The sequence below is a fragment of the Polynucleobacter sp. HIN8 genome (genome assembly GCF_030297615.1).
In the GTDB taxonomy this organism is placed as follows: Bacteria; Pseudomonadota; Gammaproteobacteria; order Burkholderiales; family Burkholderiaceae; genus Polynucleobacter.
Map to the genome: position 1 here is coordinate 42,486 of NZ_AP028139.1, position 14,780 is coordinate 57,265.

17 protein-coding genes are annotated in these 14,780 nt (G+C 48.1%); all 17 read left to right on the top strand.

Annotated features, from left to right (window positions below):
* The 17 genes from rpoC (at position 1) to rplN (ending at position 14,773) form a co-directional block, all read left to right on the top strand.
* Positions 1 to 4,269: a DNA-directed RNA polymerase subunit beta' gene (gene rpoC / locus QUE65_RS00235; RefSeq protein ID WP_286281094.1), complete on the top strand. Its 4,269-nt coding sequence runs from the start codon at positions 1 to 3 to the stop codon at positions 4,267 to 4,269.
* A gap of 173 nt (positions 4,270 to 4,442) precedes the next feature.
* A complete protein-coding gene (rpsL, locus tag QUE65_RS00240) occupies positions 4,443 to 4,820 on the top strand; it encodes a 30S ribosomal protein S12 (RefSeq protein WP_108507578.1) in 378 nt (125 codons plus the stop codon).
* A 119-nt stretch (positions 4,821 to 4,939) separates the two neighbouring features.
* A complete protein-coding gene (rpsG, locus tag QUE65_RS00245; RefSeq protein WP_108507579.1) occupies positions 4,940 to 5,410 on the top strand; it encodes a 30S ribosomal protein S7 in 471 nt (156 codons plus the stop codon).
* 23 nt (positions 5,411 to 5,433) lie between these two features.
* Positions 5,434 to 7,536, top strand: a complete 2,103-nt coding sequence (gene fusA, locus QUE65_RS00250; protein WP_215370810.1) for an elongation factor G — start codon at positions 5,434 to 5,436, stop codon at positions 7,534 to 7,536.
* A 39-nt stretch (positions 7,537 to 7,575) separates the two neighbouring features.
* Positions 7,576 to 8,766, top strand: coding sequence for an elongation factor Tu (gene tuf / locus QUE65_RS00255; protein WP_108507569.1), 1,191 nt, complete (start codon positions 7,576 to 7,578; stop codon positions 8,764 to 8,766).
* Between the two features lie 98 nt (positions 8,767 to 8,864).
* Positions 8,865 to 9,176 (top strand): 30S ribosomal protein S10, encoded by a 312-nt coding sequence (rpsJ, locus tag QUE65_RS00260; RefSeq protein ID WP_108507581.1) that lies wholly within the window; start codon positions 8,865 to 8,867, stop codon positions 9,174 to 9,176.
* A 185-nt stretch (positions 9,177 to 9,361) separates the two neighbouring features.
* Positions 9,362 to 10,012: a 50S ribosomal protein L3 gene (rplC, locus tag QUE65_RS00265; RefSeq protein ID WP_286281095.1), complete on the top strand. Its 651-nt coding sequence runs from the start codon at positions 9,362 to 9,364 to the stop codon at positions 10,010 to 10,012.
* Between the two features lie 9 nt (positions 10,013 to 10,021).
* Positions 10,022 to 10,642 (top strand): 50S ribosomal protein L4, encoded by a 621-nt coding sequence (gene rplD, locus QUE65_RS00270; RefSeq protein WP_108507583.1) that lies wholly within the window; start codon positions 10,022 to 10,024, stop codon positions 10,640 to 10,642.
* Positions 10,639 to 10,953 carry a 50S ribosomal protein L23 gene (rplW, locus tag QUE65_RS00275; protein WP_286281097.1) on the top strand — a complete coding sequence of 105 codons (315 nt, stop codon included), beginning with the start codon at positions 10,639 to 10,641 and terminating at the stop codon, positions 10,951 to 10,953. The genes rplD and rplW overlap by 4 nt, the downstream gene beginning before the upstream one ends.
* Positions 10,954 to 10,955: 2 nt before the next feature.
* On the top strand, positions 10,956 to 11,786 hold the full coding sequence (gene rplB, locus QUE65_RS00280) for a 50S ribosomal protein L2 (RefSeq protein WP_108507585.1): 831 nt from the start codon (positions 10,956 to 10,958) through the stop codon (positions 11,784 to 11,786).
* An 18-nt stretch (positions 11,787 to 11,804) separates the two neighbouring features.
* Positions 11,805 to 12,083 carry a 30S ribosomal protein S19 gene (gene rpsS, locus QUE65_RS00285; protein ID WP_108507586.1) on the top strand — a complete coding sequence of 93 codons (279 nt, stop codon included), beginning with the start codon at positions 11,805 to 11,807 and terminating at the stop codon, positions 12,081 to 12,083.
* Between the two features lie 7 nt (positions 12,084 to 12,090).
* Positions 12,091 to 12,423, top strand: coding sequence for a 50S ribosomal protein L22 (gene rplV, locus QUE65_RS00290; protein WP_199908528.1), 333 nt, complete (start codon positions 12,091 to 12,093; stop codon positions 12,421 to 12,423).
* Between the two features lie 8 nt (positions 12,424 to 12,431).
* On the top strand, positions 12,432 to 13,274 hold the full coding sequence (gene rpsC / locus QUE65_RS00295; protein ID WP_286281098.1) for a 30S ribosomal protein S3: 843 nt from the start codon (positions 12,432 to 12,434) through the stop codon (positions 13,272 to 13,274).
* A 2-nt stretch (positions 13,275 to 13,276) separates the two neighbouring features.
* Positions 13,277 to 13,693 (top strand): 50S ribosomal protein L16, encoded by a 417-nt coding sequence (gene rplP / locus QUE65_RS00300; RefSeq protein ID WP_108507588.1) that lies wholly within the window; start codon positions 13,277 to 13,279, stop codon positions 13,691 to 13,693.
* A gap of 13 nt (positions 13,694 to 13,706) precedes the next feature.
* Positions 13,707 to 13,901, top strand: a complete 195-nt coding sequence (rpmC, locus tag QUE65_RS00305; protein WP_108507589.1) for a 50S ribosomal protein L29 — start codon at positions 13,707 to 13,709, stop codon at positions 13,899 to 13,901.
* Positions 13,902 to 13,914: 13 nt separating this feature from the next.
* Positions 13,915 to 14,184, top strand: a complete 270-nt coding sequence (gene rpsQ / locus QUE65_RS00310) for a 30S ribosomal protein S17 (protein ID WP_108507590.1) — start codon at positions 13,915 to 13,917, stop codon at positions 14,182 to 14,184.
* Between the two features lie 220 nt (positions 14,185 to 14,404).
* Positions 14,405 to 14,773, top strand: a complete 369-nt coding sequence (gene rplN / locus QUE65_RS00315; protein WP_108507591.1) for a 50S ribosomal protein L14 — start codon at positions 14,405 to 14,407, stop codon at positions 14,771 to 14,773.
* Positions 14,774 to 14,780 lie beyond the last annotated feature (7 nt).

Here is a 14,780-nt window from a genome sequence, read left to right on the forward strand (position 1 = left end):
ATGAAAGCATTGCTCGATCTATTTAAGCAAACCTCTGGTGAAGAGCAGTTTGATGCCATCAAAATTGGCTTAGCTTCCCCTGAGAAGATTCGTTCGTGGTCTTTTGGTGAAGTTCGTAAGCCCGAGACGATTAATTACCGTACCTTTAAACCAGAAAGAGACGGTCTCTTTTGTGCCAAGATTTTTGGTCCGATTAAAGACTATGAGTGCTTGTGCGGTAAATATAAGCGTCTCAAGTTCCGCGGTGTTATTTGTGAAAAATGCGGCGTTGAGGTCACTTTGGCTAAGGTGCGCCGTGAGCGCATGGGACATATTGAACTCGCCGCTCCCGTTGCGCACATTTGGTTTTTGAAGTCGTTGCCATCCCGTTTGGGCATGGTTTTAGACATGACCTTGCGTGATATCGAGCGTGTTCTGTATTTCGAGGCATACGTCGTTGTTGATCCCGGCTTAACGCCTGAGGGCGCAATGAAGCGTGGTCAAATTATGTCCGAGGATGAGTACAACGCTAAGGTGGAAGAGTTTGGCGAGGGCGCCTTTACGGCCATTATGGGCGCTGAAGGTATTCGGGAGCTATTGCGCACGATTAATATTGATCGTGAAGTAGAGTCGATTCGTTCAGAGCTGAAGGCAACTGGCAGCGATGCCAAGATTAAAAAGTACGCCAAGCGTCTCAAGGTTTTAGAGGCCTTCCAAAGCTCGGGCATCAAGCCTGACTGGATGATCATGGAGGTTTTGCCAGTATTGCCTCCTGAGCTGCGTCCTTTGGTGCCATTGGATGGTGGTCGTTTTGCAACCTCAGACTTGAACGACCTTTATCGTCGCGTCATTAATCGTAATAATCGTTTGCGTCGTCTGTTAGAGCTACGCGCACCAGAGATTATTGTTCGTAATGAAAAGCGCATGCTGCAAGAGGCGGTTGACTCTTTATTAGATAACGGTCGTCGTGGTAAGGCAATGACGGGAGCGAATAAGCGCCCCTTGAAGTCGCTTGCTGAGATGATCAAAGGTAAGAGCGGCCGTTTCCGTCAGAACTTGTTAGGTAAGCGCGTTGACTACTCGGGTCGTTCTGTGATCGTAGTGGGCCCAACGCTGAAATTGCATCAGTGCGGCTTGCCAAAGTTGATGGCTTTGGAGTTATTTAAGCCCTTCATTTTTAATAAGCTTGAAACACTCGGTATTGCAACCACCATCAAGGCTGCTAAGAAAGAGGTGGAAAGCCAAACCCCAATCGTTTGGGATATTTTGGAAGAGGTGATCCGGGAGCATCCGATTCTGTTAAATCGTGCCCCGACTTTGCATCGTCTTGGTATTCAGGCGTTTGAGCCAATGTTAATTGAGGGTAAGGCAATTCAGTTGCACCCCTTGGTCTGCGCTGCGTTCAATGCGGACTTTGACGGCGACCAAATGGCGGTTCACGTTCCGCTCTCACTCGAGGCGCAAATGGAAGCCCGCACTTTGATGTTGGCATCGAACAATGTATTGTTCCCTGCCAACGGCGAGCCATCGATTGTGCCCTCACAGGATGTGGTGTTAGGCTTGTATTACGCTACGCGTGACAAGATTAACGGCAAGGGCGAAGGCATGGTATTTGCCGATATTCCTGAGGTGATTCGGGCATATGAGGCTGGAACTGTAGAACTCGCATCCCGGATCGCGGTGCGCGTCACTGAGTATGAAGTGGTGAACAAAAATGCTGAAGGCGATGAGCGGTTTGTTGCCAAGACATCGGTTCAACATACGTCGGTAGGCCGCGCAATTTTGTCTGAGATTTTGCCCAAAGGCATGGCTTTTGCAGAAATTAACAAGCCGCTGAAGAAAAAAGAAATCTCGCGGCTGATCAATACTTCCTTCCGTAAGTGCGGCTTGCGTGAAACCGTTATTTTTGCCGATCGTTTGTTGCAGGCCGGTTTCCGTTTGGCAACTAAGGCAGGCATCTCGATTGCCATCGATGACATGTTGATTCCAAGCTCGAAAGACGGAATTATTAATGAAGCTGCCGGCAAAGTGAAAGAGTATGACAAGCAATTTATGTCAGGCTTGGTAACCAATCAAGAGCGTTATAACAACGTCGTTGATATTTGGGGTGCGGCTGGTGATCAGGTTGGCAAGGCGATGATGGATGAGTTATCGCATGTTGACGTAACCGATCGCAACGGCAGGTCAGTGCGCCAGGAGTCCTTTAATTCCATTTATATGATGGCTGACTCTGGAGCGCGTGGCTCAGCAGCACAGATTCGTCAGCTTGCTGGAATGCGAGGCTTGATGGCCAAGCCCGACGGCTCAATCATTGAAACGCCAATTACCGCGAACTTCCGTGAAGGCTTGAACGTTTTGCAGTACTTCATTTCTACTCACGGCGCTCGTAAGGGTCTTGCAGATACTGCGTTGAAGACTGCAAATTCCGGCTACTTGACGCGTCGTTTATGCGATGTGACGCAAGATCTGGTTGTCGTTGAAGAAGATTGCGGCGCAAGCAATGGTGTAACGATGCGTGCTTTGGTGGAGGGTGGTGAAATCATTGAGGCCTTGCGTGATCGTATTTTGGGTCGCGTGTGCATTGGCGATATCTTGCATCCAGATACTCAAGAGGTCATTGTTCCTCACGATACTTTGCTTGAGGAAGATCATGTCGATCAAATCGTTGATTTGGGTATTGACGAGGTTAAGGTACGTACGGTACTTACCTGCGAGACACGTTATGGTCTATGCGCCAAGTGCTATGGACGTGATTTAGGTCGTGGCGGCCTGGTTAATGTGGGTGAAGCAGTTGGTGTAATCGCGGCTCAGTCGATTGGTGAGCCCGGCACCCAGTTAACGATGCGTACCTTCCATATTGGCGGAGCGGCATCACGTGCTTTGGTTGCTAGCAACGTGGAGGTCAAGTCCAACGGTTCATTGAAGTTCTCCTCCACCATGCGATTTGTAACTAATGCCAAGGGCGAGCAAGTCGTGATTTCTCGTTCGGGCGAGGCCTTGGTCTTAGATGACAACGGTCGCGAGCGCGAGCGCCATAAGATTCCATATGGAGCGACCTTGCTAGTGAAAGAGGGCGCAAGCGTAAAAGCTGGAACCAGCATTGCAACGTGGGACCCATTAACTCGCCCGATTATTTCTGAGTATGCGGGTATTGCACGCTTTGAGAATGTTGAAGAAGGTGTAACGGTTGCCAAGCAAGTCGATGAAGTTACGGGTTTATCAACCTTAGTGGTGATTGATGGTAAGCGTCGTTCAGCAGCCAGCAAAGGCTTGCGTCCAGTCATTCAGTTGCTCGATGAAAAAGGAAATCAAACCAAGATTGCTGGTACCGATCATCCAGTAACGATCGGCCTTCAAGTAGGCGCATTGATTACTGTTAAAGATGGCCAGAAGATCGAGGTTGGTGAGGTGTTGGCACGTATTCCAATTGAGTCACAAAAGACGCGTGATATTACTGGCGGCTTGCCACGAGTTGCTGAACTTTTCGAAGCTCGCTCACCGAAAGATGCTGCTATTTTGGCCAAGGTGACTGGAACCGTTTCGTTTGGTAAAGAAACAAAGGGTAAGCAGCGCTTGGTCATTACCGATATGGATGGTGAGAGCAGCGAATTCCTCATTCCAAAAGAGAAGCAGGTCTTAGTTCATGATGGTCAAGTGGTGAACAAGGGCGAAATGATTGTGGAAGGCCCAGCGGATCCACACGATATTTTGCATCTCAAGGGAATTGAAGAATTAGCGATCTACATCGTCGATGAGGTTCAAGACGTTTATCGACTACAAGGTGTAAAAATCAACGATAAGCACATCGAAGTAATTGTGCGCCAAATGTTGCGTCGTGTTCAGATTACCAATGCTGGCGATACGAACTTCATTACCGGTGAGCAAGTAGAGCGCTCCAAGCTGTATGACGAAAATGATCGAGTCATCGCAGAAGGTAAACAACCCGCTCAGTTCGAAAACATTCTGCTTGGAATCACGAAGGCATCCTTGTCGACCGATAGCTTTATTTCGGCGGCATCCTTCCAAGAGACCACCCGTGTTTTAACGGAAGCAGCCATCATGGGCAAAGTGGACACCTTAAGAGGCTTAAAGGAAAACGTCATTATTGGTCGACTAATTCCAGCGGGTACTGGTTTGGCCTATCGTCGGGCGAGAAAAGTGCGAGAGCAATTTGAGCGTGATCGTGCCCAGATGATTGCCGCTGAAGAGGCTCTAGCCTTGGATGCTGGTGCTGTGGCTGAACAAGTTGAGGCTGCTGCGACCCCTGAAGGTGAAGCTGAGCAAAGTTAGGGTAGCCATCGGCACATTGACCAGTCTTTCCCAACAAGTTGACGGGAAGGGCTGGTCAAGCTAGAATGCTCAGTTCTACTGATTTATAACAAAATCAATTGTTTAGTAAATAGCCAGTTAAATTTAATAAGTTATTGATTTTAAAGATAAAAGTAATAAGCGAGTATATATTTATGCCAACAATTAATCAGCTGCTGCGTAAGCCGCGCTCACGACTAGTCATCAAGAGCAAAAGCCCTGCGTTGCAGAATAGCCCCCAGCGTCGCGGTGTTTGTACCCGTGTTTACACGACGACACCAAAAAAGCCAAATTCGGCATTGCGTAAAGTGGCAAAGGTTCGCTTAACCAACGGTTTTGAGGTGATCTCATACATCGGTGGTGAGGGTCACAATCTTCAAGAGCACTCGGTAGTGCTAATCCGCGGCGGTCGTGTAAAAGACCTGCCTGGTGTGCGCTATCACATTGTTCGTGGATCTCTTGACTTACAGGGCGTTAAAGATCGTAAGCAGGCTCGATCCAAGTATGGTGCAAAGCGCGCTAAGAAAGCGTAATTTGATTTAGTTGTTTTTGTAGTAACGGCCATTTTGGCAAGTAAGTGGCTACTTCGCTTTGATACAAAGTTGTTGAGTAGCTAAGGGAATGTTCCCTAACTGAATAGATAGGAGTTGTTATGCCGCGTCGTCGCGAAGTCCCGAAACGGGAAATTCTTCCTGACCCAAAATTTGGGAATGTGGAAGTTGCTAAGTTCATGAACGTCTTAATGCTTGACGGTAAGAAGTCCGTTGCAGAGCGTATCGTTTATGGTGCCTTTGAGCACATTGAGAAAAAAGCTAACAAAGAGCCTCTCGAGATTTTCTCGACTGCGATGGGAAATGTAAAACCCATGGTTGAGGTCAAAAGCCGCCGCGTTGGCGGTGCCAACTATCAAGTGCCTGTTGAAGTTCGTCCATCGCGTCGGTCTGCGTTGGCGATGCGCTGGCTAAGAGAGGCTGCTAAGAAACGTGGTGAGAAATCCATGGCACAGCGTTTGGCAAATGAATTATTGGAAGCTGCCGAAGGTCGTGGCGGCGCAATGAAGAAGCGTGAAGAGGTTCACCGCATGGCTGAAGCCAACAAAGCCTTCTCGCATTTCCGTTTCTAACGCTCTAACCGAAAGAGGAAAAAGTGGCACGTAAAACCCCCATTGAGCGCTATCGAAATATTGGTATCTCTGCACACATTGATGCTGGCAAAACAACGACGACAGAACGCGTGTTGTTTTATACCGGCGTAAATCACAAAATCGGCGAAGTTCATGATGGCGCTGCCACGATGGACTGGATGGAGCAAGAGCAAGAGCGTGGAATTACCATCACCTCAGCAGCGACAACTGCATTCTGGAAAGGCATGGCTGGTAATTATCCAGAGCATCGCATCAATATCATTGACACACCGGGTCACGTTGACTTCACGATCGAAGTAGAGCGCTCAATGCGTGTATTGGATGGCGCTTGCATGGTTTACTGCGCGGTGGGCGGAGTTCAGCCCCAATCCGAAACCGTTTGGCGTCAAGCAAACAAATACAGAGTTCCTCGATTGGCCTTTGTGAACAAAATGGATCGTACTGGCGCGAATTTCTTCAAGGTCTATGACCAAATGAAAGCCCGCCTTAAAGCGAACCCAATTCCAATCCAAGTTCCAATTGGTGCTGAGGAAAATTTCCAAGGCGTTATTGACTTGATCAAGATGAAGGCCATTATTTGGGATGACGCCTCTCAGGGAACTAAATTTACATACGGTGACATCCCTGCAGAACTAAAAGAAATTGCAGAAGAGTGGCGCGAGAAAATGCTCGAGGCTGCGGCTGAGAGCTCTGAGGAAATGATGGACAAATATCTTGGCGGTGAAACGCTCACCGAAGAGGATATTAAAAAAGCGTTGCGCCATCGCACCATTGCTGGAGAAATCGTGCCAATGCTTTGTGGCAGCGCCTTTAAGAATAAAGGTGTTCAAGCCATGCTGGACGCAGTAGTTGATTTCTTGCCATCACCCGTTGATATTCCCCCGGTCAAAGGCGAAAAAGAAGACGGAAGCGAAACGAGTCGTAAAGCAAGTGATGACGAAAAGTTCTCGGCACTCGCATTTAAGATCATGACTGACCCATTTGTTGGCCAGTTAATTTTCTTCCGCGTTTATTCTGGAGTTGTAAATTCTGGCGATACCATTTACAACCCGATTAAGGGCAAGAAGGAGCGTATTGGTCGTCTGCTCCAGATGCATGCTAATCAGCGTGAAGAAATTAAAGAAGTTCGTGCTGGCGACATCGCTGCTGCGGTTGGTTTAAAAGAAGCGACCACTGGCGAAACCCTTTGCGATCCAGACAACATTTTGATCTTAGAGCGCATGGTGTTCCCAGAGCCAGTGATTTCTCAGGCTGTTGAGCCCAAAACCAAAGCTGACCAAGAGAAGATGGGCTTAGCTCTGAATCGCCTTGCACAAGAGGACCCATCGTTCCGCGTGAAGACCGATGAAGAATCTGGCCAGACCATTATTTCTGGAATGGGCGAGTTACACCTTGAGATTATTGTTGACCGTATGAAGCGCGAGTTCGGCGTTGAGGCAACGGTTGGTAAACCACAAGTTGCTTATCGCGAGACGATTCGTAAGGTGTGCGATGAAATCGAAGGCAAGTTTGTCAAGCAATCTGGTGGCCGCGGTCAATATGGACATGTGGTGTTAAAACTGGAGCCACAAGATCCAGGTAAAGGTTTTGAGTTTGTCGATGCAATCAAAGGCGGTGTCGTTCCTCGTGAATACATTCCTGCCGTTGAAAAGGGTATCGTTGAAACACTCAATGCCGGAGTACTTGCTGGCTACCCAGTGGTTGACGTAAAGGCAACCCTGTTTTTTGGTTCCTATCACGATGTTGACTCAAATGAGAATGCATTCAAGATGGCGGCGTCGATGGCGTTCAAAGATGGAATGCGTAAAGCAACTCCAGTACTACTTGAGCCAATGATGGCAGTAGAAGTTGAGACGCCCGAAGACTTCATGGGTAACGTGATGGGTGATTTATCCTCACGCCGTGGAATTATGCAAGGCATGGATGACATTCCTGGTGGCGGCAAGATTGTGCGCGCCGAGGTTCCCCTCGCAGAAATGTTTGGCTATTCAACCGGCTTGCGCTCATTAACGCAAGGCCGCGCGACCTATACCATGGAATTTAAGCATTACTCAGAAGCACCAAAGAACGTCGCTGACGCTGTCATTGCAGCAAAAGCAAAGTAATTTTTTGAACATTGATTAGCTAAATAAAAGGCACCCAAAATGGCAAAAGAAAAATTTGAACGGACTAAACCCCATGTGAACGTTGGCACCATTGGTCACGTCGACCACGGTAAGACCACGCTCACCGCAGCAATTACCACCGTGCTCTCTAAGCTCTTTGGTGGCGAAGCCAAAGCGTACGATCAGATCGATGCGGCTCCCGAAGAGAAGGCTCGTGGTATTACGATTAATACTGCCCACGTGGAGTACGAGACCAAGAACCGTCACTACGCGCACGTCGATTGCCCAGGCCATGCCGACTACGTGAAGAACATGATTACCGGTGCAGCACAGATGGACGGCGCCATTTTGGTGGTCTCGGCCGCTGACGGCCCCATGCCCCAAACCCGTGAGCACATCCTCTTGGCTCGCCAAGTCGGCGTGCCTTACATCATCGTGTTTATGAACAAATGCGATATGGTGGACGATGCTGAACTCTTAGAGCTCGTGGAGATGGAAGTGCGTGAGCTGCTCTCCAAGTACGAGTTCCCAGGCGACGATACCCCGATCGTCAAGGGCTCTGCCAAGCTTGCCTTAGAAGGCGACAAGGGTGAGCTCGGTGAAGGCGCGATCATGAAGCTTGCCGAAGCCTTAGACAGCTATATCCCCAACCCCGAGCGCGCGATTGATGGCGCGTTCTTGATGCCAGTCGAAGACGTGTTCTCGATCTCTGGTCGTGGCACCGTGGTGACCGGTCGTGTCGAGCGCGGGATTGTGAAAGTCGGTGAAGAGATTGAGATCGTGGGCATTAAGCCAACGCTGAAGACCACCTGCACTGGCGTGGAGATGTTCCGTAAACTGCTCGATCAAGGTCAAGCCGGTGACAACGTTGGTATTCTCTTGCGCGGTACCAAGCGCGAAGAAGTCGAGCGTGGCCAAGTGTTAGCCAAGCCGGGCTCGATTACTCCCCACACCCACTTTACCGCCGAGGTCTATGTGTTGTCCAAAGATGAGGGTGGTCGTCATACCCCCTTCTTTAACAACTACCGTCCTCAGTTTTACTTCCGTACCACCGATGTCACTGGCTCGATTGAGTTGCCAAAAGACAAAGAAATGGTGATGCCTGGCGATAACGTCACCATCACCGTGAAGCTCATTGCCCCCATCGCCATGGAAGAGGGCTTGCGCTTTGCAATCCGTGAAGGCGGTCGTACCGTCGGTGCGGGTGTGGTTGCGAAGATTTTGGCTTAATTGTTTTGCACGATTGGGAATATTTGTGCTGCAGATATTCCCTTGCTCTTTAGTTGGATGATTAACGCGGCAGCACCGCACTGCTCTTTGGAATAACTATGCAAAACCAGAAAATTAGAATTCGTTTAAAGGCTTTTGATTATCGATTGATCGATCAATCTGCTGCTGAGATTGTGGATACTGCAAAGCGTACTGGTGCAGTTGTCAAGGGTCCAATCCCTTTGCCAACCCGCATTGAGCGCTTTGATTTGTTACGTTCTCCACATGTGAACAAGACTTCACGGGATCAGATGGAGATTCGTACGCACCTTCGTTTGATGGACATTGTCGACCCAACCGAGAAAACGGTAGACGCCCTGATGAAGTTGGATTTGCCAGCCGGTGTGGATGTTGAAATCAAGCTTCAGTAAGCTAGGTTGCCCGAAAGTTTGTTAGTTTTGCTTTTTTAGGCTAGAATTGAAGGCTTTTCGTAGTTTTAAAATGCATGTTTTGTAGTATATAAATTGTAAGTGCTTGTTTTATATAAATATTTTTATATAAAACGGGTTAAATTAAATTTCCGCTGACCAATCGAAGTCAGCATTGGAGTAAGAATATGAGCTTAGGCTTGATCGGCCGTAAGGTCGGCATGACCCGTCTGTTTACGGATGAAGGGGAAGCTATCCCTGTCACCGTGATTGATGTGAGCGATAACCGGGTTGCTCAAGTGAAAACCCAGGCAACGGATGGCTATGATGCTGTTCAGTTAGCTCACGGAACACGCCGCGCTAGCCGCGTAACCAAGGCGATGGCTGGACACTTTGCAAAAGCAGGTGTGATGGCTGGCAATGCCTTAAATGAATTCCATGTTGATGCTGAAAAATTGGCCGAGATGAAGCCTGGTCAAGTTGTTGGCGTTGATGTTTTTGCTGCTGGTCAAAAAGTGGATGTGCAAGGCGTAACGATCGGTAAGGGCTACGCTGGAACGATTAAGCGCTACCACTTCGCCTCTGGTCGTGCGAGTCATGGTAACTCCCGTTCACACAATGTTCCAGGCTCTATTGGTATGGCGCAAGATCCAGGCCGCGTTTTTCCTGGTAAGCGCATGACCGGTCATTTGGGTGATGTAACCCGTACGGTTCAAAATCTCGTGATTGCTCGCATTGATGCGGAGCGCAATCTAATTATGGTCAAGGGCGCCGTTCCCGGTGCTCCTGGTGGAAAAGTACTTGTGACCCCAGCTGTTAAAGCTGCGGCAAACAAATAAGGAGAAGATATGGAACTCAAGCTTCTCCAAGATAACGGTCAACTAGGCGCTGGTGTACAAGCCTCACCCGAAGTATTTGAGCGTGAGTACAACGAGGCACTGGTTCATCAAATCGTAGTTGCTTATCAAGCGAATGCACGTAGCGGTAATCGTGCTCAAAAAGATCGTGAGCAGGTTAAGCACAGCACGAAAAAACCATGGCGCCAAAAAGGTACTGGTCGCGCTCGTGCTGGTATGAGCTCCTCGCCATTGTGGCGCGGAGGCGGTCGGATATTCCCGAACTCCCCAGAAGAAAATTTCTCGCACAAGGTCAACAAGAAAATGTATCGCGCCGGTATGCGCTCTATCCTTTCTCAGTTGGCACGGGAAGGTCGTTTAAATGTGGTTGATCAATTCAATCTAGACGCGCCTAAGACAAAACTATTGGCTGAAAAAGTAAAGGGTATGGGTCTTGAGTCCGTACTAATTATTTTGGATGAAGTTAGTGAGAATCTTTATCTTGCTTCCCGCAATTTGCATAAGGTTGCTGTGGTTGAACCGCAGCATGCCGACCCTTTGTCATTAGTTCAGTTTCAAAAAGTATTGGTGAGCAAAGCAGCGATCGCCAAGATGGAGGAGTTGCTGAAATGAGCCAAATACGTAAAAACGATCATCGTCTCATGCAGATTTTGCTTGGACCCATTGTTTCTGAAAAAGCGACGATGGTTGCCGAAAAGAACGAGCAGGTGATTTTTCAGGTTGCGCGCGATGCAAATAAGCTTGATGTAAAACAGGCCGTTGAATTGCTTTTCAAGGTCGAAGTGGAGTCTGTGCAAATCGTTAATCAAAAAGGTAAGCCAAAGCGCTTTGGCCGATTTGAGGGACGACGCGATCACGCCAAGAAAGCCTATGTCAATCTGAAGCCTGGTCAAGAAATTAACTTTGAAGCGGAGGCAAATTAATTATGCCGCTCATGAAAACTAAACCGACCTCACCAGGTCGTCGTTCAATGGTCAAGGTAGTCAATCCTGATCTGCATAAAGGCAAGCCTTTCGCAGCCTTGGTTGAGCCACAATTCCAAAAAGCTGGTCGTAACAATAATGGTCACATTACGACACGTCACAAGGGCGGTGGTCACAAACATCACTACCGCATGGTTGACTTTAAGCGCAACGATAAAGATGGTATCGCCGCTAAAGTTGAGCGCCTGGAATATGATCCAAACCGTAGCGCAAATATTGCTCTTCTGGTCTTTGCCGACGGTGAGCGTCGCTACATCATTGCCTCAAAGGGAATGACCGTCGGTCAGCAAGTGATGAACGGTGCCGAGGCTCCGATCAAAGCAGGAAATAATTTACCAATTCGCAACATACCGATTGGTAGCACAATCCATTGTGTTGAGATGCTGCCTGGAAAGGGTGCGCAAATCGCTCGTTCTGCTGGTAGCTCAGCTGTGTTGTTGGCCCGCGAAGGTGTGTATGGCCAGGTTCGTTTGCGCTCCGGAGAAGTGCGCCGTATTTTGATCGATTGCCGAGCCACGATTGGTGAAGTAGGCAATGAAGAGCATAGTTTGCGTCAGATTGGTAAAGCAGGCGCAACCCGTTGGCGCGGTATTCGTCCAACAGTGCGTGGTGTAGCCATGAACCCAATCGACCACCCTCATGGTGGTGGCGAAGGACGAACTGGCGAAGGTCGTGTACCCGTCTCTCCATGGGGAACCCCAACGAAGGGCTATCGTACCCGTCGCAATAAACGTACAACGACCATGATTGTTCAGCGTCGTCAAAAGCGTTAATGGATAAGGAATAGATAAATGACACGTTCTGCAAAAAAAGGTCCTTTCTGCGATGCCAGCCTTGTGAAAAAGGTTGAGACCGCTCAGGCCAATAAAGATAAGAAGCCAATTAAGACATGGTCGCGTCGTTCAACCATTCTTCCTGACTTCATTGGATTAACAATCGCTGTTCACAACGGTAAACAGCACGTTCCAGTTTATGTTTCTGAAAACATGGTTGGACACAAGCTTGGTGAGTTTGCTTTGACGCGCACGTTCAAAGGACACTCTGCCGACAAGAAAGTTGTGAAGAAGTAAGGGGATGATGATGGAAGTTAAAGCTATTCACCGCGGCGCACGAATTTCTGCCCAAAAAACACGTTTAGTGGCAGATCAAATTCGTGGTTTGCCGATTTCACGCGCTATGAACATTTTGAATTTCAGCCCCAAAAAAGCTGCTTTCATCATGAAGAAGGTGGTTGAGTCCGCCATAGCCAATGCTGAGCACAATAAAGGTGCCGACATTGATGAGCTCAAAGTGTCCGCTGTGATTGTTGACAAAGCAACATCATTAAAGCGTTTTACTGCTCGAGCCAAAGGCCGCGGTAACCGCATTGAGAAACAAAGTTGTCACATTAGCGTGACCTTGAGTAATTAAGGAAAGACATGGGCCAAAAAATTAATCCAAATGGATTTCGTCTATCGGTAAGCCGTAACTGGACATCCCGTTGGTATGCCAATAGCAATGATTTTGCCAACATGCTTAAAGAGGATGTTGAGGTACGCAATTACCTGAAGAAGAAGCTAAAGAATGCTTCTGTTAGTAAAGTGTTGATTGAGCGTCCTGCTAAGAATGCACGAATCACTATTTTTAGTTCGCGTCCTGGCGTCGTAATTGGCAAGAAAGGCGAAGATATTGAAGTTCTCCGCAAAGAACTGCAAAAGCGCATGGGTGTGCCTGTTCATGTCAATATTGAAGAGATTCGTAAGCCCGAAGTAGATGCCCAGTTGATTGCAGACTCAATTACTCAACAGCTTGAAAAACGCATCATGTTCCGTCGTGCCATGAAGCGTGCGATGCAAAGTGCAATGCGTCTTGGTGCTCAGGGCATCAAGATTATGTCCTCTGGACGTTTGAATGGTGCTGAAATTGCTCGTCGCGAATGGTATCGTGAGGGCCGCGTTCCACTCCATACCCTAAAGGCTGATATTGATTACGCCACATCAGAGGCAGAAACAACATACGGCATTATTGGCGTCAAGGTTTGGGTTTACAAAGGCGACACCTTGGGTCGTGGCGCAGATGCGCAATTGACTCAAAATGCAGCACCAGAGGCCCCTGTAGCCGAGGAGAAAAAACCACGTCGTGCACCTGCTAAGACTGTGCGTCGTGCAGCCGGCGCTGATTCGTCAGCCAAGCCCAGTGAAGAGAAGCCAGCGGTGAAACCCACTGTAAAGCGGGTTCGCAAAGCGGCTGCTAGCACCGAAACGAAAAAGGCAGGAGAGTAAGCATGCTGCAACCAAAGCGTCGCAAATATCGTAAAGAACAAAAAGGTCGTAATACCGGTGTTGCCACACGCGGTAGTTCAGTTGCTTTCGGAGATTTTGGTCTGAAGGCAGTTGGCCGTGGTCGTTTAACGGCGCGTCAAATTGAGTCTGCACGACGCGCAATGACCCGCCATATTAAGCGCGGCGGAAGAATATGGATTCGTATTTTCCCAGACAAGCCAATTTCTCAAAAGCCTGCTGAAGTGCGTATGGGTAACGGAAAAGGTAACCCAGAATACTACGTTGCCGAGATTCAGCCGGGCAAGGTTCTGTATGAGATGGACGGTGTTGATGAAACTCTAGCGAGAGAGGCATTCCGTCTAGCCGCATCCAAGTTGCCCATTCAAACAACCTTTGTGATTCGTCAAATCGGCGCTTAATCAGGAATCCATCATGAAAAGCAAAGAACTCCAAAGCAAAGATTTAGGCGCTCTTAACCAAGAGTTGTCTGAATTGCTAAAAACCCATTTCAAGCTGCGTATGCAAAAAGCAACTCAGCAACTTCAAAATACCAGTCAATTGGGACAGGTAAAGCGTGACATTGCTCGCGTTAAAACCTTTATCACCCAAAAGACTATTCAGAAATAATTAGGATCGAGATATGACAGAAATCTCCAAACCCTTGCGCCGCACCTTGGTTGGTCGTGTCGTTAGCGACAAGATGCAAAAAACCGTGACTGTTCAAGTTGAGCGTCAGGTGAAGCATCCTGTAATTGGCAAATACGTTGGTAAGTCAAAAAAGTATCACGCACACGATGAGACCAATCAGTACAAGATGGGCGACACCGTGGAAATTACAGAAGGCAAGCCAATGGCTAAAACGAAGGCCTGGGTAGTAACCCGCCTAGTTGAGGCTTCTAAAGGAATTTAAGTTGAAATTTTGACAAGATATTGTCAAAACACAGTTTTTTGAAGTAGAATCAAAGGCTTTCCGTTATTAAATAGATCAAATGACGGAAATATATAGTTTTATTAAGTTGTTGATTTATAAGTAATTTTTATTAAATCCGAGCTACTTTGCAGCAATGCGATGGGCTCATAGACGGAACCAAGACTGACGCCATTGGCGTACAAGTTGGGGATTAGACAAAATGATTCAGACTGAAAGCAGGTTGCAAGTCGCCGATAACACTGGCGCGAGCGAAGTTTTGTGCATCAAGGTATTGGGCGGTTCAAAGCGCCGTTATGCCAATATTGGTGATGTCATTAAGGTTAGCGTAAAAGCTGCCGCTCCTCGTGGTCGAGTTAAAAAAGGCGATATTTATAACGCAGTAGTTGTTCGGACTGCGAAAGGCGTTCGTCGTCCAGACGGCTCCTTAATTAAATTTGATGAGAACGCTGCTGTTTTGCTAAATGCAAAGCTTGAGCCAATTGGTACCCGTATTTTTGGACCAGTCACGCGTGAGCTACGTACAGAGCGTTTCATGAAGATTGTTTCTCTTGCCCCAGAAGTTATTTAAAGAGGTC